We start from the raw sequence: 22,596 nt of genomic DNA on the forward strand, positions 1-22,596 counted from the left end.
TCCAGATCTCAACAAAATTGAAAAGTTCTGGGCTAGATTGAAAAACTATGTTAGTCAGATTATCAATGATAGTGAAAACCTTGTGGATGCTGTGAGTAAAGCCTTCAGGCATCTGTCCTAACTAACTCGTTCTATGCCATATATATATATAGCGGTTCTCGCATCTGTGCGGCACACTTAAACCTTTGCTGATTAAGCTGTTCAGGATCGGGAATGTACCTCGTGTGAATCAGAAACGCTATATATATATCATTAGTTTTGCTAATTATATTAAATCCGTTTTTAATAATATGATTAACTGCCAATCCTACCAGATCGGCGATCGCAATGAAAAAAGCTCCCCACTTCCCCAACAGTGAATAATAGGTTCCCATCTCAGGGATCTGTGTTACCATGCGGGGTAAATTCAAGCGATCTCCAGACACCTATGAGCAAGGTTCTCGTGTTGAATGCCTCCTACGAACCGCTAAATATCACCAGTTGGCGGCGCGCGATCGTTTTATTGTTGAAAGGAAAAGCTGAATCCCTAGAACATAACGGAAAAGTGGTTTGTCGTGACTTACCCCTACCCTCTGTTATCCGTCTTAGGCAATACGTCCGTGTTCCCTACAAGGAAATTCCTTTAACCCGTCGTAATATTCTCGAACGAGACCATCACACCTGTCAATACTGTCTCTACCGAGGTGAACAATTAACCATTGATCATGTGATTCCCCGTTCTCGCGGAGGGGGTGATACCTGGGAGAATTTAGTAGCGGCTTGTGTGCGTTGTAATGTGCATAAGGGCAATCGTACACCAAAAGAGGCCAATATGTCCCTACGCGCCCAGCCGCGTCGTCCCTACAGTAGTCTCCACTTTGAGCTATTAAAGCATACCAGGGGCAATCACAATCACGAATGGCGTAAATATGTCATCGGCATTTAGGGTGAGAAAGGCATGGTGAAACCAAGACCAAAATTGATTCCCATGCCATTATTATTAGTCTGGGTGCGAGGATTGGCAACTCCCGTGCCTAGATAAACCGAACAACCAGGACAGGGGGAATTGACTCGGTAGCGCACCGCCATGGGATCATTGGGATCGGTGATGGTTACTCCCTGATGGTTTAAATCTTTAATTAGATTGGTGACGGGTTTGAAAAAATCGGCGCTGGGGGGTTGACTTGGTTGCAGTTCTAGGGTTTGTTCTTGGGAAGCAAGAACGATTTCCGAAGCGATAATTAGCAGTAGAGAGGTGGTTAAGCCAAATAAACCCAGATTATTTTTGATCTTCATTTTTTTTATCACCGAGAAACTGTTAATTTTTTCTGGTAAGAATTCTAGCGTTTCCTCACTGGAAAAGAACCCAATCAGTAAAAAAAATTTACCGATTTCTACCATACTTATAATAAGCGGCACAAGCACCTTCACTAGAAACCATACAAGTACCGATGGGATGTTCGGGAGTACAAGCAGTCCCAAATACTTTACATTCCCAGGGTTTTAAGACACCTTTAAGAATTTGGCCACACTGACAAGCTTTGTGATCTTTAACACGCTGATTGGGTAGGGTAAATTTTTTCTCCGCATCAAAATTACTGTACTCATCCCGCAGTTTTAACCCTCCTTGGGCAATTTCTCCTAAACCTCGCCATTCAAACTGGTCTCGCAGTTCAAAAACTTGCTTGATTGCCGATAAAGCGACTCTATTTCCTTGATTTTGTACCACTCGATCATACTGATTTTCGATCTCACATCTCTGCTCATCTAATTGTTTTAATACCATCCAAATTGATTGGAGAATATCCAAGGGTTCAAACCCAGAAACTACCACAGGTTTATGATATTCTTGGGCAATAACTTGATAGGGTTCTGTGCCAATTACCATGCTAACATGACCGGGACCAACAAAACCGTCTAACTGTAAATCTGGGTTATCTAACAAAGCTTTCAGAGCGGGAATAATCACCACATGATTAGAAAATAAACTAAAATTAGTGATGCCATCTCTTTGCGCTTCTAAAACAGTTAAAGCGGTACTAGGAACGGTTGTTTCAAAACCTAAGGCTAAAAATATTACTTCTTTATCGAGATTTTCTCTGGCAATTTTTAAGGCATCGCGAGGAGAATAAACCATGCGAATATCATCACCTTTTGCTCGCGCTTGCAGCAGACTCAAATGGGAACCGGGGACACGCATAGTATCGCCAAAAGTTGTCAGAATTACGTTCGGTTGTTGTGCCAGAAAAATGGCATCATCTAAACGACCTCGCGGCATTACACAAACGGGACATCCGGGACCGTGAATTAATTCGATAGTTTCGGGAAGTATTGCCTCGATACCGTATTTAAAAATTGAGTGGGTATGACCCCCACAAACCTCCATAATTTTAGTGACTTTTTCCCGCTTTTCAGAGATTCTTATCGATAATTGTTCAATTTGTTGAATTAATCCTGCCGCTTTAACGGGATCACGAAATTCATCAACGTATTTCATTGTTTATCTCCTTTAATTATAATTTTTAGCTGTCGGTAGTCAGTAATAATTGCCGTGATTTATAGCATTTCCTAAGCTAGTGAGGTACACCTATTTTTCTTCCCTTTTGCCTTTTGCCTCTTGCCTTTTGCCTAAAACCCATAACTTTTGTACATCAGGAGACTACAAAACGCTATATATTTCCTAAGATAGACAACAAAATCAATTTATGTGTGAATACTGTAAGAACATTAATTATGATTAAATTCTGACTCTAATTCCAATAATTGTGTTAATAAATTTAAGGTTTCTTGCGCCTCATCTTCATCGATTCGATTCATGGCAAAACCCACATGAACTAATACCCAATCCCCTACACAAGTATTAGCGGGATGGTCTTCATCAACAATACAAGCGATATTTACTTCTCTTTTTACCCCCCCCACATCGACGAGAGCGAGATTATGATTTTCATCAATAATTGCCGTAATTTGTCCCGGTATGCCTAAACACATAGTTTTTACCTTAAAAAATCTAGTTTTTGCTAATTATGCGCTGATTTTTGGGCTAGAGGTTGCAGTAATATCAACCGAGAATCAGGTCATACTTCATCCCTCTGAGAAACGCTATACAGTCAAAGGTTATCCTTTTTACTTGGTCTTAGCTGCCATTCTGGACTATTGCCCTCAAGAACAGCTTTTTTTCTCCTATCTTTTTTAAGATTTCTCCCGTCCTGGACCGTGGACGCTATCCCAGCAGGGGTAAAACTTTTGTATTAGGGACTACACCAATGATAAGAAATTATTCAATCAATCGATCGGGTGACATTCTAGGCTATGATTTCCCTGACTATAGTTATTTCTCTACATTAAGGAAAATCTACGATGACAACCTTTCCCATCGATTTGAGCGCCTATAAACCCATCAGTCTCGACCCCAGTAACCCCACCCTCACCGACGACCAAAGAAGCGCCCTAAAAGCCAATATCCAACTCTGTCGCGATGCTATCATCTTTTTTACTGCCACGGGTGCGGCCCGGGGTGTGGGTGGACACACCGGCGGCCCCTACGATACCGTCCCAGAAGTGGTGATTCTCGATGCTCTTTTCCGCAGTCAACCTAGTCAATTTGTACCAATTTTCTTCGATGAAGCGGGACACCGCGTCGGTACTCAATATCTCATGTCTGCGTTAGAAGGTTCTTTACCCCCAGAACAATTAATGCACTACCGCGAGGCCAATTCTAAACTTCCCGGACACCCGGAATTAGGATTAACCCCCGGCGTCAAATTTAGTTCTGGCCGTTTAGGACATATGTGGCCCTACGTTAACGGTGTCGCTTTAGCTAACCCCGGAAAAACCGTTTTTTGTTTAGGTTCCGATGGTTCTCAACAGGAAGGCAATGACGCAGAAGCTGCCCGTTTAGCCGTAGCTCAACACATCAATGTTAAGCTAATTATTGATGATAATGATGTGACAATTGCTGGTAATCCTTCCAAATATTTACCCGGTTATGATGTGGCTAAAACTCTCGCCGGCCATGGCGTAAAAGTGTTAGTGGGAGATGGGGAAGATATCGATAGTTTGTATCGCAATATCTGTGAAGCAATTAATACTCCCGGCCCGATTGCGATTATTAATAAACGTCCCATGTGTCCCGGTATTGAAGGTTTAGAAGGTTCTAACCACGGTCATGATGTGATTTCTGTCCCCTTGGCTTTGAAATATTTAGAGGCAAAAGGACACAGTGCCGCCGTGGAATATCTCAACAGTATTAAGAAGCCTTCTAATGACTATAAATTCCTCGGTTCTGGGGATAAATGGGGTTCTAACCGCAACGTTTTCGGCGAAGCAGTAGTCAGTCTTTTAGGCAAAATGAGCGAAGAAGAACGCAAAGCTAATGTATTAGTAGTGGATAGCGATTTAGAAGGTTCCTGCGGTCTGAAAATTATCCACGATAAACATCCCGAAGTGTTTATTCCTTCCGGTATTATGGAACGGGGCAATCTTTCGGCAGCTGCTGGTTTTGGGATGGAAAAAGGTAAACAGGGAATTTTCGCCACCTTTGCCGCTTTTCTAGAAATGTGTATTTCTGAAATCACCATGGCGCGTTTGAATTATTCTAATCTTTTATGTCATTTTTCCCATTCTGGTATCGATGACATGGCGGATAATACCTGTCACTTTGGTTTGAATAATTTCTTTGCCGATAATGGACTGGATGACGGTTACGAAACCCGTCTTTATTTCCCAGCCGATGCGGCACAAATGACCGCTTGTGTCGAGGCAACTTTCCATCAACCCGGTTTACGTTTTATCTTCTCGACTCGTTCTAAAACTCCCAATATTCTTGATACTAACGGTAATAATTTCTTTGGCGATGGTTACACCTTTGTCCCCGGAAAAGATGAAGTAATTCGGGAAGGCACTGCTGGTTATATCATCAGCTTTGGAGATGGTTTATACCGCGCTTTAGATGCAGTGGAACGTCTAAAACAAGAAGGTATTGACGTGGGTTTAATTAATAAACCGACTCTCAATGTAGTGGATGAAGAAATTATCGCTAAAGTTGGTAATTCTCCCTTTGTTTTAGTGGTAGAAGCATTTAACCGTCGCACGGGTTTAGGTAGCCGTTATGGTTCTTGGTTACTCGAACGCGGTTTAACTCCTAAATACGCCTATATCGGTACTCACCATGAAGGTTGTGGCGGTTTATGGGAACAATTCCCCCACCAAGGTATTGACCCAGTTGGTATCATTAGTAAAGTTAAATCTTTAATCGCTTAGAGAGTATTTTAGGGGGGAATTAATCAGTCATCAGTTATCAGTAATCAGTTATCAGTGAGCAGTCATCAGTTATCAGTCATCAGTGAACATCTTTAATAATTAAGATTTTAGCTTGGTTGAGAATCCGAGCATTTGTACTAAAATTTCCCAGACGCAGTTTAAATCCCTGACAGCTTATAAACTTTAGCCGCTTAAATCGCACCATTGAGGGGAAATCCCCCTGAACTAGGTACGGTAAGCCCCTAGGAGCCGACAAACCGGTCAATCTAGAATAATCTCTAGGGTATAAAAGTAATCTCTTATAGAAAATGCAGCCAACCAATCCACAACAATTTACGGAAAAAGCTTGGGAGGCAATCGTCAAAACGCCGGACATTGCCAAACAGAACAGCCAGCAACAAATCGAAAGCGAACATCTAATGAAAGCCCTTCTTGAACAGGAGGGATTAGCGGGCAGTGTCTTTAGTAAAGCGAATATTAGTCTAGCCCGTTTGCGGGATCGAACCGATGACTTTATCCGTCGTCAACCGAAAATCTCTAACCCTGGCGACTCGATTTATTTAGGTCGTAGTTTAGATAGTTTACTCGATCGAGCGGAAAATTATCGTCGAGAATTTGGAGATGACTTTATCTCGATCGAGCATTTAATTTTAGGTTACGCTAAAGATGAGCGCTTCGGTAAAAATATTTTTCAAGAATTCGGACTTACCGAAAACAAACTCAAAGAAATTATTCAACAAGTCAGAGGTAGTCAAAAAGTGACCGATCAGAATCCAGAAGGCAAATACGAGGCCCTAGAAAAATACGGACGGGATCTCACCCAATTGGCACGGGAAGGTAAATTAGATCCCGTAATTGGACGGGATGACGAAATCCGTCGCACCATTCAGATTCTCTCTCGCAGAACTAAAAATAACCCAGTTTTAATCGGGGAACCGGGAGTAGGAAAAACTGCCATTGTCGAAGGATTAGCCCAGCGGATTATTAACCGTGATGTGCCAGAATCTCTGTTAGATCGGACTCTCATTTCTCTCGATTTGGGTGGCTTAATTGCGGGAGCAAAATATCGCGGAGAGTTTGAGGAAAGATTAAAAGCTGTCCTCAAAGAAGTCACCGATTCCCAAGGCAATATCATCATGTTTATTGATGAAATTCATACCGTTGTCGGTGCGGGAGCCACTCAAGGGGCAATGGATGCGGGCAATTTATTAAAACCAATGTTAGCCCGGGGTGAATTGCGTTGTATCGGAGCGACTACCCTCGATGAATACCGCAAATATATCGAAAAAGATGCGGCGTTAGAAAGACGCTTCCAAGAGGTTTTAGTGGATGAACCAAATGTGGTCGATACTATTTCGATTCTTCGCGGTCTTAAAGAACGTTATGAGGTGCATCATGGGGTGAAAATTGCCGATAATGCTTTAGTAGCGGCGGCACTGCTTTCTAATCGTTATATTAGCGATCGCTTTTTGCCCGATAAGGCCATTGATTTAGTTGATGAAGCGGCGGCCAAATTGAAGATGGAAATCACCTCTAAACCGGAAGAACTCGATGAAATTGATCGCAAAATTCTCCAGTTAGAAATGGAAAGACTTTCCCTACAACGGGAGTACGATCCAGCTTCGCGAGAACGGTTAGAAAAGTTAGAAAAAGAACTGGCTAACCTCAAGGAAGAACAATCGGGATTAAATGCCCAATGGCAAGGGGAAAAAGAGATTATCGATAAAGTTCGTGGGGTTAAAGAAGCGATCGAACAAGTTAATCTGGAAATTCAACAGGCCGAACGAGATTATGATTATAATCGCGCCGCCGAATTAAAGTTCGGAAAATTAACCGATCTGCAGCGGCAAATGTCCGCCCTAGAAACTCAATTGGCCGACAAACAAACCACCGGCAAAAGTTTATTAAGAGAAGAAGTTCTCGAATCGGATATCGCCGAAATTATCTCGAAATGGACGGGAATTCCTCTCAACAAATTAATCGAATCGGAAAAAGAAAAACTCCTCAATCTGGAAGACGAATTACACGAAAGTGTCATCGGTCAAGAGGAAGCGGTGACAGCCGTGGCCGAAGCGATTCAACGTTCCCGCGCCGGTTTATCGGATCCCAACCGTCCCACGGCCAGCTTTATTTTCCTCGGTCCGACGGGGGTTGGTAAGACAGAATTGGCGAAAGCTTTAGCACGCAATCTCTTTGACACGGAAGAGGCTCTAGTTCGCATCGATATGTCGGAATACATGGAAAAACACAGCGTTTCCCGTCTCATGGGTGCGCCTCCGGGATACGTCGGCTACGATGAAGGAGGACAATTAACCGAGGCAATCCGGCGTCGTCCCTACTCTGTCATCCTCTTTGATGAGATTGAAAAAGCCCATCCCGACGTTTTTAACGTTATGTTACAAATCCTTGACGATGGGCGCTTAACCGACTCTCAAGGTCATCTGGTTGATTTCAAAAATACCATCATTATTATGACCAGTAATATCGGTTCTCAATACATTTTAGACGTGGCTGGTGATGAGTCTCGTTACGAAGAAATGCAGGCACGAGTGATGGAAGCAATGCGGAATAGTTTCCGTCCCGAATTCCTCAATCGTATCGATGAAACGATTATTTTCCATAGTTTACAAAAAGCGCAACTGCGCTCGATTGTCAAACTACAGTTAGCCAATCTCAGCGACCGCTTGATCGAACAAAAATTAGCCCTGAAATTTGCCGATATTGCCCTCGATTATCTAGCAGAAATTGGTTATGATCCAGTGTACGGTGCGCGACCCCTAAAACGGGCAGTACAAAGATATGTGGAAACTCCGATCGCTAAGGCAATTCTGCGCGGTGAATTCAAAGGGGGAGACACGATTTTTGTCGATGTGGCCGATGAAAGATTGACCTTTAAACGGTTAGCTTCTCCGGTAGTAACTGCTTAATTAGCAAGGGTGGGCAATGCTCACCCTTTGATTATTTCGGGTTTACCGAAAAAGTTTTTCGTGCAGTCAGGAGTCGGTCGCCGGTCGTCAATACCACATTCGGTTATACTTCATCTTGATCGGAAAGGCTGTATCAGTTATCAGTTCACTGATCACTGAAAAAAAGCTTCCCACTCTCCTATAAACTAGCTAATCAAATAGTTGCTAATTCCTGAACATCGAAATCTGATTGCAACAGTTGAATGAGAGAGGCACAACGATAGACCATAGCGGCACGACTATCTACCCCTAATTTGGCAAAAATTCGCCGTAAATAGGTAGCAACAGTCCATTCACTAATATGTAAGCGATGGGCTATCTGTTTGTTAGCTTGTCCCAGGGCCACTAGGGTGGCGATTTGTAGTTCTCTTTCCGAGAGAAGTTGGGCGATTTCTTGGGCGGCAGATTTAATTTGACTGGATACATCGAGAATAATAAAACATTGACCGTTGACTTCAAATTGATCCACCTCAACAAAAGATTTTTTTAATTCTTTTAAATAATTTTTTTTCTGATCTTCCTTTAGATGGATGATACAGTAGTGATGATCGTGCTTATAAATTTCTGAAACTACTTGATAGGACACATCGGTGAACAAAGAGCCAAGGTTTTGCTGATGCTGGTTATTCATTGTTTTTTCTTTCCTAACTTGTTTTCTGGCTAAATAAAAGCTGAGTCCATCTGAAAAATAGGAAACAATCAATAAAAGTAGGAGCAAGATAGTCCTGTTAAGATTGATTACATTAATATATTCCTGCCAATAATTGGGCTAATCTTAACATTTAATTTGCGAATATAGATTAGGGAAAAAATCGAAGTTTTAATCAAGACAAAGCTTGATTTGCTATAACCGATTATTGTAAAAGTTTACAGAAAAAAATTGCCAATAAATTAGAAAAACTTAACAATAATTGAGTTTCTAGCTCAACCATAAAAAATTAAGTACGACCAACATAAACTTCCCTAGATCGAGGAGTAATTCCGGAAGGATTGACCAGAGGAGAATAGACTTGGGCGGGAGGTAGCGATCGCAAATTAAACAGAGCGGCAAAATTAGCCCCGCCATCGTAGAGAGGTTGTAAACGTTGGCAGGAACCCGTTAATAAAGGCGTAACCCCAGGGCCATGACCACTGACCGTACTATCGCCATGGACGATAATTCCGAAAGTAATCCGACCTTGACGGTAACTCGGACCGTGACGGGTATCCGCCGAGCCAATGGCTACCAAATCGCCAAATCGAAGAGTATCGAGACGATAGCGGCGGCGGAGTTGGGGATCGAATAGCTGGATATCGTAATCACCACGCCAGACCGTATTTTTGCCCAATCCTGAACCCATAGCGGCAGCAGGGATAAAATGAGTCACGGGGACTTGTAAACCGCGAGCAGTGGGAATTAAACCCCAACGCCGCAGGAAATCGGGAGAACAGTTAAATAAACTTAGATCAGGATAGTCTAATAATTTTAACCCCAAGCCATAACTATAGATTTGTACTCGATCGCCGATCCGCAAGCAACGCAAAACCGCAGGGGGAAAATCTACCAAAACGTGGTCTACCCCCCCGTGTTTCCCCGTAACTAGACCCCATTTACCCGTAGCCGGTCCACTAATGACAAGGGCGCGATTGCCCACACAAGCATAGGTAATCAGGGCCAGATTTGGACCGCGACGACCGCCGATAATTTCCCGATTATTATTATGGAGAGCCACCCCCGGTTCAATGTGATCCCCCATTAAACCGACACAGCGATCGCCAACCCGTTGATTGAGGACAATTCCCCCAGTGGCCGGAAGGATTCGGGGTATGCCATCATGACCAATACGATAGGGATTAGCTTGACCGACTGGATGGGCAATTTGACCAGCAACGGCTACCATTACTAAGTCTGGTCGGTTAATCAGGAGAGAATTGGCGGTATCTGGTCGTGAATTATTCATATATCAGTTATAGGTATTCTAAAATGGAAGCATGGGATTTTTGCTTGAATCTATGACTGCAACACTGCTCGCACCACCAGCTGAAATAATTCACCTGTCAGGGATTAGCTGGAAAACCTACGAAACGCTGCTGGAAGAAATGAGCGATCGCCGTCTGCGGCTGACCTACAATCGTGGCAATTTAGAAATCATGGCTCCTTCGACCGGACACGAATTTAGTAAAACCCTCATCGGTCGCTTTGTCGAAACCCTAGCGGAAGAATCAGCAGTCCCAATTTATCCCCTCGGTTCTACTACCTTTAAACGCCCTCAATTAAGCGGTGCAGAACCGGATGAATGTTTTTACATTGATAATATTGAGGCGGTTCGGGGGAAAAAGCGACTGGACTTAAATGAAGACCCTGCACCAGATTTAGTCATAGAAATTGATGTCACCAGCAGTTCTCAAAATCGCCTTCAGGTTTATGCAGATTTAGGCGTGGCAGAGGTTTGGGTTTATAATGGGGAGTCTCTGGTCATCCAACAATTACAAAATGGCACTTATATCACCTCCCCAACCAGTCAGTTTTTTCCTAATTTACCCATCTTAGAAATTGCTATATTTTTACAACAAGCTGGCCAGACAGATTACCTAGAGTTAGTAAAAGCATTTCGGAATTGGGTCAGAAGTCAGCTGGAAAAATAAAAGGAAGGTTTTTCAACGTTAAATCTCATACCAAAATCCCCTTGCTCCCTGCCAAAAATCAAATTTTTCCCCCCTAGTTTCTGACCAGTCTTCTAATTCCAATTCGCTCGCAGAAATATCTTCACACCAACTGGGAGGAGGAGCGATCCTGATTGCTTCCGGAACCACTAAATGCAGAACCACTGGGTGGAACCCCATCCAGAGCAATTTGGAGACTCCAGACTGGATGAATAACTGGCGTAATTGTTCCCGTTCCAAAGCAGCGATCGCATCTTGTTGGTCAATTTCCTGACAGTTGATGCCCCAACTCTCTAGGGTGGAACAGATCACTGGGGGTAAGTTGCGGGCCCGATCTTCTGGGGAACGATGGGTTAGGATAAAGGCCGACCCCAGGGCAGCACTCAAAGCGATCGCATCTCGGAAAGCATAGCCGAGCAGATCGGTGTGAATTTGTCTATCTAAACTGCGAGCTAACCATTCCCAACGACTGACTAAACTGCTGTCGGTTTCTTTGGGCAAAAGGGATTCACCAAGCCCATCGCCGATCCAAAATAGATAATGATTACCTAAATCCGTCTCTAGTCGCAGTCTTTCCCATTCCCGCAAAGTGCGACGGGTTTGGGCAGAAAGTTCCGGGGTGAGAAGGGATGGGCCATTGCCCTTCTCTGGGGACGCTTCTAGCCAAGGCCGCCAGCGATCAAAAACATCGCTATTATCAATTAGATGCCAAAATTCTCGCGCTATCCATAATTCGAGAAATCGTCCTAATTGTTTGACTAAGAGCAGACCATAATCAGATAAGGCCAGGTTGGGATCGAGGACACAAGACCAACGGCGTTGATTGAGGTTAATGGAGAAATCGGGCAAAAGAGTGGCACTCATCGGGACACCTCTAAAATAATAGCGTTACACCCCAGCAGACCCCGAACCGATAACACTGCGCAGCGCCGGAGTTACCCCCTGAAAGGCCCGGCCTTCGGGGGTCATGCGATAGGCAGCTAACCAAGCTTCCGAATGGGGACCCATGGGTCTGAGTTCCGATTGGAATAAAATCGGGTCAAGGGCGGTTTTAAAGTCGTTATCGGCGACAAATTGCAGAATCCGACGACCGCTTTCCGCCATTTTTGCCCGTTGGGAAGGTTCGGCAATACCCCCCAGATAGCGATTGGAGACGATTTCGATCACATCCCATTTGGTATTGGCATCGAAGGCTTTTTTGATATCGGGTGCATCCAAAAGGTTGAGAACCGTATTGAGATAATGTCCAGTTTCCATCGTCAGGGCCAAAATGTTACCGTAGGTGGAGCGATCGAGAGCATAGCGCAGATCTAAGCCGATGCGTTGAACTGTGCCAATACTGCCAAAGGGTCGCTGTTCAATGAGAGTGCCACCGCGAATTACTTCCCCGATCAATAAATCTCGGAAATATTGGGCTACAGCCACCATAAACCCGACTAATTGCCGATGAAAATTGCGGTTAACGATCGCCCCCGAAGCTGGTTGAGCATTACCGTAGTTAAAGGCGCGACGATAGGCCATCATCCGGTCGCGGATCGTATAGCGCAAGGGTTTCCATTTGTCAAGTAAATATAGACCTCGCGCCCCCGGTCCCCGTTGAATCCGCATCCGTCCCTCTCTAAACAGACGCTGCAGCACTTGGATGACTTGAAAAACTTTCATCCGTTCGTGTTGGTAAATATAGTACAGTTCGGCGGCGGCGTGCAGTTGACTAGGAACGACGGAATCATCGAAATCGGGCTGGATATAGGGATAGGAAACGTTCTCGAAGGGAACCGGTCCTTTGGGTCCAAATCCGATTAAATCGAGGAAACTATCGGGACTGCCAGAACCGTCGGCAGCCCCCTTGAGTAGTTCACCGAAACGGTCTTCCAGTTGCTGTTCGTACTGTTTGCGCTCTTCCGGGGGCATTGCTCCTAATTGATCTCTCAAAAAGGTCGCCCACAAGCGTTGAATGGTTTCTGTGGTGTTGTAGGTCATGGTTAGATTCCTTTATTTAATGGCCTCTTCTCTATCTAGCTGTTATGGGCGAGGAGGGAGAGCTTGAGCTTGCCGACACTGATTTAAAGTTTCTCGATGTTTAACTTGGTCGGTGTCTGGAGGCAATTTTTTATACAAAATGCCAGGTTTACTTTCAGCAAAAGCCAAGTCATATAACTTTTCTACGGTAAGGAGACCTTCTTCTTTCAAGTTGAGAAGAACCTCATTAACTAAAGCATTTCTCTTGATAAAATCGCCAGAAATAACCGATTCCTCTAGTCTTTTAACTCTTGTTTCTATACCCACTAATTGATTCTCTATTTCTCCTACCGATCTCCTTATTGTTGCAACCAATTCTTCCCGGATTTTAGCTATTTCTTCCGAACAACTATCCTCACCTTCGTCACCACAGGGAAGACAGTCAATTATTGCCACCAAATGCTCATTAAGTTCAGCTAGTTGGGTCGCTATTGTTGTCACCTCTTTCATACTTGAACCTCTTTGATTACTGCCAAAATTGCTCGCTATTATCATCATCTATTGCTCTATGTCATTGGGTCTGTCACCAGTATCAACAGTCAAACTATCGGCAATAGTTTCGAGATACTCACTAATATCCGCAGAAGCATCTGCCTCGGCTCGCAAACTCAATTCGTATTGAGGTGGTGTATTAAACAGAGTCGAGGTATTGATGCGGAGGCTGAGATTGCTATCGTTACCTGGCTCTAGAGATAAAGCTCGATTTAAAGCTTGTTGAATGAGCCTAGCCATAATATTAAATATGCTCCCATTACTATTACCATTGCCAAAAGTTAGACAAGCGGGAGCCATAGTTTGGACCAGATCGAGCCAATGACTTTCCATGTCTCCCTGAATGCGTAATTCCTGCTCGACTAGCTTTCTGATATTTTTCTCATTTGAAGGAATAGCAGGTAACTCATCATTAGGAATTCGAGATAAGACAGTACCATACAGAAGGTTGCGAATATTGGTGAGTGTTGTCCGGATACGGCTGACCAGATTATCTGTGGAGTCTGGGGGAAGACAAGCATCATTATCATCGTTATCATCGTGATTAATCACCACATCAATCAGATAACTATAAGCTAAAGATCGATATTCTGGTTCGCGATTTTCTGCGGTTCCCAAAGCATAAAAATCGATCGCCCGGTCCACATCATAGAGAATTTTATCGAAAATAATCTGACACTTTAAGCGCTCGCTAGTACAACCACACTGTAACCAGCAATCCAACAATTCTGCCAGTCGATTGCGCTGAAAAGCCAATTCTACCAATTGATTTTCACTGGTTTCTTCATTAGCAGAGGAGCCGTACAATCCATAGAATAAAATCGGTGGTCGTGCTAAACGTAAGAGGCGAAAACCGCCAGAGCCTTCAAATCCATCGATAAATAACTGAAGTGCCTGTAAAAAAGCATCGAGGGGAGGAGAAGCAGGATTAACCGCCATGACTTCTTGCAAATTCTTGCCAATCAAGACTAATCGACGTAAACGTTGCACATCTAACTGAGCTGTCGCACCCAAATGACGCAACCCTTCCACATTACCCTGACTAGCACGATGAATCAGGGAATCCATCACCCGGGAGAGTTCATTTTCCACCAAGAGGGAGCGAAGATCATTCTGTCCCTGATTATCGAGAAAAGAGTATAATTGCCGATAAGCATCAACACCCCTGGGCCACTCATTGGCAGCGTAGGCGATTTGGGTTGAACCAATAAAGTTACGCAAGGCATAAATCACTGAATCTCGTCGTCCCTGCAATTCACTGTAGGGAACTTGCAAGAGGTAACGACTTCGGTTAAAACCGACATTAGCTAAAGCTTCACCCATCATCACCAAGAGGACGGAAGTAACTTCATCGAGACTCTGGGCTAAATTGCGGTAATTGATATTAACCACCGGGGAACTCAAAGCCCCAACCAAACGGGAGAGACGGGCGTATTCCCCTAAATTACGACGAATTCCGAAGGTTTTATCTCGATAGTGGGAGTCCAGAGCAAAACGAGCCGAATTAAAGCCCTCTTGCATGGCAGAACGGATCGCCATAGCCCAGCCCGCCAATTCCGAGGCTAGATCTTTGAGAATTGCATTAGTTGTTAATTCTTGTAAATCACGGTTGACATCATCGATCGCTTGCTGCATTTCTGCATCGGAGGATGTGGGGGCTTGCTGCAGGGGCATCGGTGCACTAGAAGTCAAAAGAAAGGGAACTCCCTCCGCCTCCTTGTTGATGGCTAATGCTCTAGGATTGTTTTTATAACGGTTCAGTAATGCCTCTGCTATTTGTTTGGCATCATTGGGATCGCTGACTTTTAATTCTCGCCGCAGAAGATTATCCAACGCCATACGAGAACTACTGTTCGGCATTAGGCCATTATTTTTGGCCATGGCACTACTATAATTAAACGGATTGCCAGATGAAGTGTTCATAATTTATCAGGCCAAGGAAAAAAGGTATTGGGGTTGTTTAGGTTATCGGTTATCATTTATCCCCTATATTCCTAAGTTTTCAGAGCAAAGCGGCTTGTATTTCTTTAAAACTGGATAAAGTTGGGGGAATAGGGGAGGTAAGATGGTTAATAACCCGATTGGCTAACTGACGGGCGGGAATTTGACCAGTAGCGAGGGCATAACTAGCGGCGCTGACCAGAAATCGCGGCGGTAAATCGGGGGGAACCTCTCCGTGGACTAATTGTCTAGCACCGGCTTGAATCGCCCTTTCATCATCTCCAGAAAAAGGAATAATATCCGCTAAGGCCTGTTGGGCGAGATTGCGACGGGTTTGATAGGCAATTTCATCCACCAGATGGGGAATCAATAATTCCGAGGTGGTTAACAGACGTGCCGGCAGACGGTGAAAACGATTAGGGTTATAGATTTGCTGCCAGACGCGCCGCAGGCGATCGCCTTCTTGATCAAATCCCATCCGTCGCAACATTTCCGCTAAGATCAAAATTCTCAGATATGCCGTCGGGTGCGCTCCTCCGGGACGATAGGTAAGGGTACGGGGAGCGGGATGAGCCAGAAAAAGTGCCATTCCCCAGGCCGCAGCTGGACCTGCTAATAAAATCGCCGCTAAATCGGCAAAAACTTCCTTATGCCAGCGTCCGTAGATGCGAGTAATACTGGGGTCGCCACTGGTGCCGAGAATCCGACGGATCACTGCTTGACGATTTTCCTGCCAGATACCCAGATCCGCTTGCAGATTGTGGGCTACTTCGTGGATAAAGACCGGTTGCCAAGGATTATCTCGATCCCAAGGAATCCGGATAATCGGGAAGGGATTAGGTTCTCCCAAAAGACGAGTCAGCAAAACTCCACGACGCATGGTAGCAGGCGAGAAACCGTGTTCCATATAACACAAGGGTTTGAGCATCGGTGCGCGAAATAATCCCGGGGAGGACTCGCGAACAGCCCGATAACAATCGATCGCGATCAGATCATGGGCGGCGAGAGCGGCGGCAAAAGAGGAACCCCTTTGACTAAAAATTTCAAAAAATAGCCCAAAACTACGGCGAGCGCGGTCAATTTCCCGTTCTACCAGTGCTATATCGATTAAAACTCGCTCTACCGGTGATTCGTTCCACGTCGCTTGTAGATGCTGAAGACGACGCTGAATTTGCTGATCGATCTTAGCCAGACGTTGATTAGCTGCCCGAAAATGGTCGGGAGAGGGAGCGTAGGGTAAATCTTGGGGGCGAATCCCCACGGAAGCATAATTTACCCTGACTAGACGACGCGCTCGCGCCGTTAGATCTAAAATTTTATTGTGTAGAAAAGCTCTCGTTCCCATACTGCCCCCATTGCGGTTGGTTGCCTAACTGCCTTGAATGCGAATAGTTACCGGTCCGCGCAGACGATAGCTATGGCTACGGCCACAGGTGGGGCAAGGTCGTCCCCCGGACATCGATTGCCGGCCGGGGCGATGCGGACTCGGGCCAGATGTGGTCGTGAGCGGACGGGCTAAACGGCGCACGGTGCTGGGACTTTGGGCGACTCGGGCGGCGGCACGACCCACGGCAGGGGCCACGGACCGGGCGGGTAAACCTCTTTGGGCAACGGTACGACTAACCCCTCGGACAATGCGAGGCACGGCTCTAGCGGCGGCCGGCCCTTGACGATGGGCGAGGGTGCGTGTAGCTTGGCTAACACTACTGACCAATTGCCGGCGAGTTTGCCGGGGTAGTCGCGAGATATTGGGCATCGCGGTCCGCAGGGCAACGGCGGAAACAAAGGGAGCGGCCGCATCGATCGCATCTTCGGTCTCGGCCAAGTCAAATAAGTCCTCCAAAGCCTCAAACTCATCGGCCTCATCAGCCAAAAGTCTTCCGGCCACGTTGGCAATACGTCCGATTAATTGCGCTTGCGGTAGGGGAATCATACTGGCGATCGGTGCGACCACGCGGGCCACGGAACCAATTCCCCGGCCTACCCCTCTAGCAACTTGTCCGACTCTGCGTCCCACGCTGCGAGCGATGCGTCCCAAGCGTCGGAAAAACTCGTCCGTGTCCTCCTCCGCCAAGGCATCGGCCAGGGCATCCTCCAGGGCATCGAAATCGGAATCGTAGCCCTGTTCTCCCCAGTCTTCCATCTCGTCAAATCCCTGACCACTGCGGATTAAACCACCGATAAAGGCATCATCATCGGCTTCGGCCAGATCGTATTCCCCGAATTCATCCCCGGCATCGTAGCTATTGTAATGGTTGCCCCGTTGGGCAGGGCCTTCCACTTGATCGTAAAACAAGTCATCCATGACATCGGTTTCAAAGGCTTGGTACATGATTTTTCTCTCCTAATTGCAAGGGCAGAAATAGCTATAGGCGCGTGATCATAATTTCCACGGGTCCCTGTAGTCTTAGGCGCTGGGGCAGACCACCGCGACCAGGACCGGGGCGAACAGAAGTTCTTCTCATCCCCGGGGCGGGACGGGATAACTGCCCCACTAAACGGGGTTGCGCCGCCACTCTCGCCCCGGTTTGTCGGATAGCTTGCGGTAAGCGACTGGGGGATAAACGACGACGAGCGGCGGTTTGTCCGACACTCTGAGCTATTCTCGGCAAAGCTCGCAGGGCAGCTGGTCCCTGACGGCGCACTAGATTTCGAGCCACTTGGGTGGTACTGTGAACGATCTGACGACGGAGAGGACTACTAAGGGCGGCACGGCGCAGCACCGGTCTAACCATAGTGCGGGCTGCTATGCCAGCTAGTACGGGTAAAGCCTCATCTAGCTCCTCATCGGCAAATAAATCAGCTAAGTCTTCTAGGGCATCCAATTCATCAAAGCCCTGGGCGGCATACTGTTGCAGCAGTGGTGCTATTTGTCCCAAAATGCTGGCCAAGGGATTGGCAGCCCGTCCGGCACGTCCCGCCACTCGCTGCACTTGGCCCGCCACTCGCTGCACCTGTCCAGCTACTCGTCCGGCAGTTTGGGCTGCCCGTCCCACCCCCCGGGCTACCCGGCCGGCAGTGGTGGCTCCCCGACGGGCTGCCCCCGCCACCCGGCTAATTCCTCCTAATAATTGTCGGAAAAATTCGTCGCTGTCTTCTGCGTCTAGGGCATCGGCAACGGCCTCTTCTAGGGCATCCCAATCATTGGCTCCGCTATCGATGAAGTAATCATCGCCGAAATCTTCCCCTAATTCTGCCTCGTATTCATCTCCTCCCAGAAAGCCCTCTCCTCCCAGATCTTCCAATCCTAATTGTTCTTCGCCAAAACTATCTTCGGCCTCAAATCCTTCAAAACCTTCGCCTTCCATCCCGTCCCAAGCATCGAAGGCTCCCTCATCGCCAAAGGAGGAATTAGCGGCTAAGTCCTCCATAACATCACTTTCAAAAGGCTGATCCATATAAGTACCTTCCTGAGCGCAAGTAGTCGCTAAAATGTCGATAAAATTAAGAACAATTTCGACAGAATTAGGTCTGACCTAACCTTGTCTGTCTTCTCGTATTTCACTTGGTTTGAGATCAAGAGCTAGGGCGGGATTTTGCTAAGGAATATTCGGCTATCTAGCTCTCTATTACTGTTTAGGATAGATTGTTCCTCTCGCTCTTACCAGTCACACGATCTAGGTCACTTATTTGGTGTAACTCATTTAAGGGACGTTATACCAATTTCAATAGTCGTGACTGACATCTGCAAGCCCAATTCTTCTCTCAGAGCGTAATTGCGCCTTAGAATAGACCTCTTGCAAAAATCAAAAATTGTTGTGAGGGTTAGGAGTCAGTAGTCAGGAGAATTAAGAATAAATAATAATCAATTAAATGCTCTATTTAGTGATTTTATGCAATTTTATGCCTATTTTTCTCATTTTTGAACCATCAAAAATTAATTATGCAAGAGGTTTAATGACCAACTAAGTCTGTCATTACTTGTGCAAAATGATATTAGACTTCCTGTAAAAAATTTAAAAACCTCTGGTTGAGTCAGCATTTCCGAGTCAGCCGTCAAAAGGAAAAAATACAAACCAAAGAGTTTTTGAACTGAAAGAAACCTTATTGGTGGGACAAAATGCCTGAATTTGCTAACCAGAGAAATGTCCTCTTTCCTGAGTCGGAGGCTCAAAAATGGAAATCAACAAGTTTCCCTTTTGGGTCGTCGCTCGTCAACGCCAAATCAGGTTACACTTCATCGACCCGAAGGTTAATAAGGTTAATGCGGATGGAGGGACTCGAACCCACACATCGAAAAGATACTAGAACCTAAATCTAGCGCGTCTACCAATTCCGCCACATCCGCAAATATGTCAGCTTATTCCATCATAGCATAAGATACTATAGGAAAGATAAAATTTTTTATTCTTAATAATTTTATGCTCTTAGGTTTTGTCTTTCAGTCTCCTGGCCCCGTCCTCTGGGAGATCGGACCGATTTCGGTGCGCTGGTATGGATTTCTAATTGCTATGGCGGTATTATTGGGTGTCACCCTCTCCCAGTACCTCGCCCAAAAAAGAGCGATCAACCCCGATTTAATCGCCGATTTGGCCATTTGGTTAGTAGTGGGGGCTATACCTGCAGCCCGTCTGTACTATGTTCTCTTTCAGTGGCAAGAATACGCGCGAAATCCTGCTGATATTATCGCCATTTGGAAGGGAGGTATCGCTATTCACGGGGCAATTATCGGGGGTTTGCTGGCGTCCCTAATCTTTGCCCGCATTAATCGGGTTTCTCTTTGGCAATTACTCGATCTGGTGGCCCCTTCAGTTATTCTCGGTCAAGCGATCGGACGTTGGGGTAACTTTTTTAATTCGGAAGCTTTTGGCAGTCCGACTAATTTACCTTGGAAGTTGTTTATTCCTCCCGCTAGTCGTCCTTTAAAATATATCACCGTCGATTATTTTCACCCCACCTTTCTCTACGAATCTCTCTGGAATCTGGCAGTTTTTGCCCTACTCATCTATCTATTTTTCTGGGGTTTAAAACACCCTAGTAAATTAAAAATTGGCACCCTTACCCTAGTCTATTTTATCGCCTACAGTCTAGGTAGATTCTGGATCGAGGGGCTACGCACCGATAGTTTAATGTTTGGGCCTCTAAAAATGGCGCAAATAATTAGTTTAGGAGCGATCGCTATCGGTCTTTTCGGTTTATTCTGGTTATATAAACTGCAGCGTCCTTTACCGGATGTGGTGGCGACCGTCAGTTATAATCAAAAGTTACCCTAGCTAACCCTGACAATGGATCTAGTAACGATTTTTCAACAGGTTTTAAACGGTTTATCGATCGGTAGTGTCTATGCTATTTTTGCCCTCGGTTACACTTTGATTTTTTCCATTTTAGGGATTATCAATTTTGCCCATGGCGCAATTTTTACCCTCGGTGCCTATTTTACCTACGCTCTAGCGGGGGGAGTTTTCGGTTTTAATGGTTTATTAGCTAATGCCAAATTACCCTTTTCCTTACCCTTTTTTTTAGCACTTTTGTTAGGCTGTATCCTTTCCGGTTTCACCTCGGTTCTTCTGGAAAGATTGGCCTTTAAACCCCTCCGGGTACGGGGTTCCGATTCTCTCTTAACTCTGGTTTCTAGCCTAGGGGCAGCCGTGGTGATTGTCAATGTCATTCAATACTTATTCGGGGCAGAAATTTATACTTTTCCCGATGGTATTTATGGCAATCTTCCCCCCGCAATTAATTTCGGTACAGCCGATCGCCCCGTGGCAATTCGCACAATTCAGATTATTATTTTTCTGGTTTCAGCAGTGATGGTAGCTTTACTGACTTATTGGGTTAATTTCACCAAAATGGGCAAAGCTTTACAAGCGGTAGCTGAAGATGTCACCACTGCCAGTTTGTTGGGGATCAATCCCGAAAAATTTATCGTGATTACCTTTTTTATTAGTGGTGCCTTGGCAGGTTTAGCAGGAACTTTAGTCGGTTCTAGTGTTAGTATCGCTGGCCCCTATTTCGGTATTGCTTTCGGATTAAAAGGTTTAGGAGTGATTGTTTTAGGGGGATTGGGAAGTATTCCCGGAGCGGTTATCGGTGGTTTATTATTGGGTATTGCCGAAGCTTTTGTTCCCGCAGAATATTCCGGTTATCGAGAGGCGATCGCTTTTGCTATTCTCTTCATTATGTTGTTAGTTCGTCCCCAGGGTTTACTAGGCAGAAAGTTAATTCAAAAAGTCTAATTCGGTTTAATTAGCCCCGAGAAAAACTGTTTTTCCCGACAAAGAAGATTGATAGGCAGCATAGGCTACTTCTAGGGCATAAAGACTGGCTTGAGGAGTAACATAAAGAGGAACCCGATCGAACAGATAATCTAGCACCATAGCGGTATCTTTGGCAAAAAGACCGCGACGGGTTTCCACTTCTAAAGCTTGGCTACCTTCACTATTAATTAACTGCCCTTTTTCCCCTTCAAAAATTAAGCTGCCCCCCTCCCCATGAATAGTGAAAGTTCGCTCATTTTGCCAAAAAACTTCGCCTTTGCCGTAGGTAACTTCAGCAATTAAGCCATTTTTAAATAATAACTGCGCCTCACACAAACAGGCTAGAAAATAATCGGATTCTGGAGCATTCCAATAACGACAATGACAGGATACGGACTCCACTTCCCCAAATAAATTAGTAAAGCGATGGATACGAGAAAGGGCAGCGATCAAAGGAAAACCGAATAAATCCCGATGAAATGTCCAGCGCCGGAGTGCTGGTCTGCCGGGGACGATCGTGGTATAACGGGCTAGGTGGATATTGCCGAGGCTGGCTAAATACTGCTGTTGGGTTTGATGCAGTCCCCCCAAAAGTTCAATATGTTCGACGTGCAGTAATTTGTTCTCGGTTTCGGCTAGGGTGATTAATTCTGCTGCCGCTGCCGGGTGAAAAGCCAGAGGATACTCGACGATAACGTGCTTACCAGATTTTAAGGCAGTACGGGCGATCGAGGCATGGGCCTGATTAACGTTGGCAATGACAATCAGATCGAGATCGGGATGGCTGGCCAGGCTTACTGCCGAATCTAGGGCAGAAATTTGGTACTTTTGCGAGAAATTAGCGATCGATTCGGGACTATTACCACTAAAATACAGAAGCTGGGCGCGATCGTCGGCTTGCAAGCTTTCAGCACGACGTTGAGCGGCGAACCCTGTGCCAACTATACCAATTTTTAAGGGACGATGAGAAGTCATCAGGGGCATTCTGGCGACATTAATTATCGGGAAGTGGGGTGTGGGGTGTGGGGTGTGGGGAGGTAGGGGAATTTCAACTAATACCCCAAAACCCTAAAACCCCAACTCTCAACTCCTCAATA

At 45.5% G+C, this 22,596-nt stretch carries 20 protein-coding genes and 1 tRNA gene; 6 read left to right on the forward strand and 15 right to left on the reverse strand.

Annotated features, from left to right (window positions below):
* Positions 1 to 131: 131 nt before the first annotated feature.
* Entirely contained in the window at positions 132 to 395 is a 264-nt protein-coding gene (locus IM485_RS05965) for a hypothetical protein (RefSeq protein WP_133164147.1), read from the reverse strand.
* Between the two features lie 32 nt (positions 396 to 427).
* On the opposite strand from IM485_RS05965, the gene IM485_RS05970 reads away from it, so the two are divergent.
* Positions 428 to 925 carry an HNH endonuclease gene (locus IM485_RS05970; protein WP_002785544.1) on the forward strand — a complete coding sequence of 166 codons (498 nt, stop codon included), beginning with the start codon at positions 428 to 430 and terminating at the stop codon, positions 923 to 925.
* Here IM485_RS05970 and IM485_RS05975 read toward each other — a convergent pair.
* The 3 genes from IM485_RS05975 to IM485_RS05985 form a co-directional block, all read right to left on the reverse strand.
* Positions 922 to 1,275, reverse strand: a complete 354-nt coding sequence (locus IM485_RS05975) for a hypothetical protein (RefSeq protein WP_104396929.1) — start codon at positions 1,273 to 1,275, stop codon at positions 922 to 924. The two genes, IM485_RS05970 and IM485_RS05975, sit on opposite strands and share 4 nt — an antisense overlap.
* An 88-nt stretch (positions 1,276 to 1,363) precedes the next feature.
* On the reverse strand, positions 1,364 to 2,476 hold the full coding sequence (gene hypD / locus IM485_RS05980; protein ID WP_104396806.1) for a hydrogenase formation protein HypD: 1,113 nt from the start codon (positions 2,474 to 2,476) through the stop codon (positions 1,364 to 1,366).
* 230 nt (positions 2,477 to 2,706) lie between these two features.
* Positions 2,707 to 2,970, reverse strand: a complete 264-nt coding sequence (locus IM485_RS05985; protein WP_104396807.1) for a HypC/HybG/HupF family hydrogenase formation chaperone — start codon at positions 2,968 to 2,970, stop codon at positions 2,707 to 2,709.
* A 369-nt stretch (positions 2,971 to 3,339) separates the two neighbouring features.
* On the opposite strand from IM485_RS05985, the gene IM485_RS05990 reads away from it, so the two are divergent.
* Both IM485_RS05990 and clpB read left to right on the forward strand, forming a co-directional pair.
* On the forward strand, positions 3,340 to 5,241 hold the full coding sequence (locus IM485_RS05990; protein WP_104396808.1) for a thiamine pyrophosphate-binding protein: 1,902 nt from the start codon (positions 3,340 to 3,342) through the stop codon (positions 5,239 to 5,241).
* A 308-nt stretch (positions 5,242 to 5,549) separates the two neighbouring features.
* Positions 5,550 to 8,168 carry an ATP-dependent chaperone ClpB gene (gene clpB / locus IM485_RS05995; RefSeq protein ID WP_104396809.1) on the forward strand — a complete coding sequence of 873 codons (2,619 nt, stop codon included), beginning with the start codon at positions 5,550 to 5,552 and terminating at the stop codon, positions 8,166 to 8,168.
* A 193-nt stretch (positions 8,169 to 8,361) separates the two neighbouring features.
* Here clpB and IM485_RS06000 read toward each other — a convergent pair whose 3' ends face one another.
* Together IM485_RS06000 and IM485_RS06005 are read right to left on the reverse strand one after the other, a co-directional pair.
* A complete protein-coding gene (locus IM485_RS06000; RefSeq protein WP_238142009.1) occupies positions 8,362 to 8,838 on the reverse strand; it encodes a response regulator transcription factor in 477 nt (158 codons plus the stop codon).
* Positions 8,839 to 9,145: 307 nt separating this feature from the next.
* Positions 9,146 to 10,147, reverse strand: a complete 1,002-nt coding sequence (locus IM485_RS06005; RefSeq protein WP_287741914.1) for a DUF4438 domain-containing protein — start codon at positions 10,145 to 10,147, stop codon at positions 9,146 to 9,148.
* A 52-nt stretch (positions 10,148 to 10,199) separates the two neighbouring features.
* Here IM485_RS06005 and IM485_RS06010 point away from each other — a divergent pair, with 52 nt between their 5' ends.
* Positions 10,200 to 10,832: a Uma2 family endonuclease gene (locus IM485_RS06010; protein WP_104396930.1), complete on the forward strand. Its 633-nt coding sequence runs from the start codon at positions 10,200 to 10,202 to the stop codon at positions 10,830 to 10,832.
* Positions 10,833 to 10,850: 18 nt separating this feature from the next.
* Here IM485_RS06010 and IM485_RS06015 read toward each other — a convergent pair whose 3' ends face one another.
* The 8 genes from IM485_RS06015 to IM485_RS06050 all read right to left on the reverse strand — a co-directional run bounded on the left by IM485_RS06015 (position 10,851) and on the right by IM485_RS06050 (position 19,590).
* On the reverse strand, positions 10,851 to 11,714 hold the full coding sequence (locus IM485_RS06015; protein WP_104396811.1) for a hypothetical protein: 864 nt from the start codon (positions 11,712 to 11,714) through the stop codon (positions 10,851 to 10,853).
* Between the two features lie 24 nt (positions 11,715 to 11,738).
* Positions 11,739 to 12,830, reverse strand: a complete 1,092-nt coding sequence (locus IM485_RS06020) for a hypothetical protein (protein ID WP_287741919.1) — start codon at positions 12,828 to 12,830, stop codon at positions 11,739 to 11,741.
* A 42-nt stretch (positions 12,831 to 12,872) separates the two neighbouring features.
* Positions 12,873 to 13,319 (reverse strand): hypothetical protein, encoded by a 447-nt coding sequence (locus IM485_RS06025; protein ID WP_287741922.1) that lies wholly within the window; start codon positions 13,317 to 13,319, stop codon positions 12,873 to 12,875.
* 48 nt (positions 13,320 to 13,367) lie between these two features.
* Positions 13,368 to 15,284 (reverse strand): hypothetical protein, encoded by a 1,917-nt coding sequence (locus IM485_RS06030; RefSeq protein ID WP_287741932.1) that lies wholly within the window; start codon positions 15,282 to 15,284, stop codon positions 13,368 to 13,370.
* Between the two features lie 79 nt (positions 15,285 to 15,363).
* Positions 15,364 to 16,647: a hypothetical protein gene (locus IM485_RS06035; protein WP_104396815.1), complete on the reverse strand. Its 1,284-nt coding sequence runs from the start codon at positions 16,645 to 16,647 to the stop codon at positions 15,364 to 15,366.
* Positions 16,648 to 16,671: 24 nt separating this feature from the next.
* A complete protein-coding gene (locus tag IM485_RS06040; RefSeq protein WP_104396816.1) occupies positions 16,672 to 17,634 on the reverse strand; it encodes a hypothetical protein in 963 nt (320 codons plus the stop codon).
* Positions 17,635 to 17,668: 34 nt separating this feature from the next.
* The gene (locus tag IM485_RS06045) at positions 17,669 to 18,700 is read right to left on the reverse strand and encodes a hypothetical protein (protein WP_104396817.1); all 1,032 of its coding nucleotides are present in this window, start codon (positions 18,698 to 18,700) and stop codon (positions 17,669 to 17,671) included.
* A gap of 807 nt (positions 18,701 to 19,507) precedes the next feature.
* Positions 19,508 to 19,590 (reverse strand) — tRNA-Leu (locus IM485_RS06050).
* A gap of 73 nt (positions 19,591 to 19,663) precedes the next feature.
* Here IM485_RS06050 and lgt point away from each other — a divergent pair.
* Both lgt and IM485_RS06060 read left to right on the forward strand, forming a co-directional pair.
* The gene (gene lgt / locus IM485_RS06055) at positions 19,664 to 20,515 is read left to right on the forward strand and encodes a prolipoprotein diacylglyceryl transferase (RefSeq protein ID WP_104396818.1); all 852 of its coding nucleotides are present in this window, start codon (positions 19,664 to 19,666) and stop codon (positions 20,513 to 20,515) included.
* Between the two features lie 12 nt (positions 20,516 to 20,527).
* On the forward strand, positions 20,528 to 21,478 hold the full coding sequence (locus IM485_RS06060; RefSeq protein WP_002757675.1) for a branched-chain amino acid ABC transporter permease: 951 nt from the start codon (positions 20,528 to 20,530) through the stop codon (positions 21,476 to 21,478).
* 6 nt (positions 21,479 to 21,484) lie between these two features.
* On the opposite strand, the gene IM485_RS06065 is transcribed toward IM485_RS06060, so the two are convergent.
* A complete protein-coding gene (locus tag IM485_RS06065) occupies positions 21,485 to 22,483 on the reverse strand; it encodes a Gfo/Idh/MocA family protein (protein ID WP_104396819.1) in 999 nt (332 codons plus the stop codon).
* Positions 22,484 to 22,596 lie beyond the last annotated feature (113 nt).

It is taken from the genome of Microcystis sp. M169S2 (assembly GCF_020245865.1).
Lineage (GTDB): Bacteria > Cyanobacteriota > Cyanobacteriia > Cyanobacteriales > Microcystaceae > Microcystis > Microcystis ichthyoblabe_A.

What these genes read in the sequence shown, in the direction of transcription:
- IM485_RS06045 (WP_104396817.1), bottom strand. Translation starts at nt 18,700, where the DNA reads ATGGATCAGCCTTTTGAAAGTGATGTTATGGAGGACTTAGCCGCTAAT.
- IM485_RS05975 (WP_104396929.1), bottom strand. Translation starts at nt 1,275, where the DNA reads ATGAAGATCAAAAATAATCTGGGTTTATTTGGCTTAACCACCTCTCTA.
- clpB (WP_104396809.1), top strand. Translation starts at nt 5,550, where the DNA reads ATGCAGCCAACCAATCCACAACAATTTACGGAAAAAGCTTGGGAGGCA.
- hypD (WP_104396806.1), bottom strand. Translation starts at nt 2,476, where the DNA reads ATGAAATACGTTGATGAATTTCGTGATCCCGTTAAAGCGGCAGGATTA.
- IM485_RS06030 (WP_287741932.1), bottom strand. Translation starts at nt 15,284, where the DNA reads ATGAACACTTCATCTGGCAATCCGTTTAATTATAGTAGTGCCATGGCC.
- IM485_RS05990 (WP_104396808.1), top strand. Translation starts at nt 3,340, where the DNA reads ATGACAACCTTTCCCATCGATTTGAGCGCCTATAAACCCATCAGTCTC.
- IM485_RS06015 (WP_104396811.1), bottom strand. Translation starts at nt 11,714, where the DNA reads ATGAGTGCCACTCTTTTGCCCGATTTCTCCATTAACCTCAATCAACGC.
- IM485_RS06025 (WP_287741922.1), bottom strand. Translation starts at nt 13,319, where the DNA reads ATGAAAGAGGTGACAACAATAGCGACCCAACTAGCTGAACTTAATGAG.
- IM485_RS05970 (WP_002785544.1), top strand. Translation starts at nt 428, where the DNA reads ATGAGCAAGGTTCTCGTGTTGAATGCCTCCTACGAACCGCTAAATATC.
- IM485_RS06065 (WP_104396819.1), bottom strand. Translation starts at nt 22,483, where the DNA reads ATGCCCCTGATGACTTCTCATCGTCCCTTAAAAATTGGTATAGTTGGC.
- lgt (WP_104396818.1), top strand. Translation starts at nt 19,664, where the DNA reads ATGCTCTTAGGTTTTGTCTTTCAGTCTCCTGGCCCCGTCCTCTGGGAG.
- IM485_RS05965 (WP_133164147.1), bottom strand. Translation starts at nt 395, where the DNA reads ATGGTAACACAGATCCCTGAGATGGGAACCTATTATTCACTGTTGGGG.
- IM485_RS06060 (WP_002757675.1), top strand. Translation starts at nt 20,528, where the DNA reads ATGGATCTAGTAACGATTTTTCAACAGGTTTTAAACGGTTTATCGATC.
- IM485_RS05985 (WP_104396807.1), bottom strand. Translation starts at nt 2,970, where the DNA reads ATGTGTTTAGGCATACCGGGACAAATTACGGCAATTATTGATGAAAAT.
- IM485_RS06040 (WP_104396816.1), bottom strand. Translation starts at nt 17,634, where the DNA reads ATGTACCAAGCCTTTGAAACCGATGTCATGGATGACTTGTTTTACGAT.
- IM485_RS06035 (WP_104396815.1), bottom strand. Translation starts at nt 16,647, where the DNA reads ATGGGAACGAGAGCTTTTCTACACAATAAAATTTTAGATCTAACGGCG.
- IM485_RS06020 (WP_287741919.1), bottom strand. Translation starts at nt 12,830, where the DNA reads ATGACCTACAACACCACAGAAACCATTCAACGCTTGTGGGCGACCTTT.
- IM485_RS06010 (WP_104396930.1), top strand. Translation starts at nt 10,200, where the DNA reads ATGACTGCAACACTGCTCGCACCACCAGCTGAAATAATTCACCTGTCA.
- IM485_RS06005 (WP_287741914.1), bottom strand. Translation starts at nt 10,147, where the DNA reads ATGAATAATTCACGACCAGATACCGCCAATTCTCTCCTGATTAACCGA.
- IM485_RS06000 (WP_238142009.1), bottom strand. Translation starts at nt 8,838, where the DNA reads ATGAATAACCAGCATCAGCAAAACCTTGGCTCTTTGTTCACCGATGTG.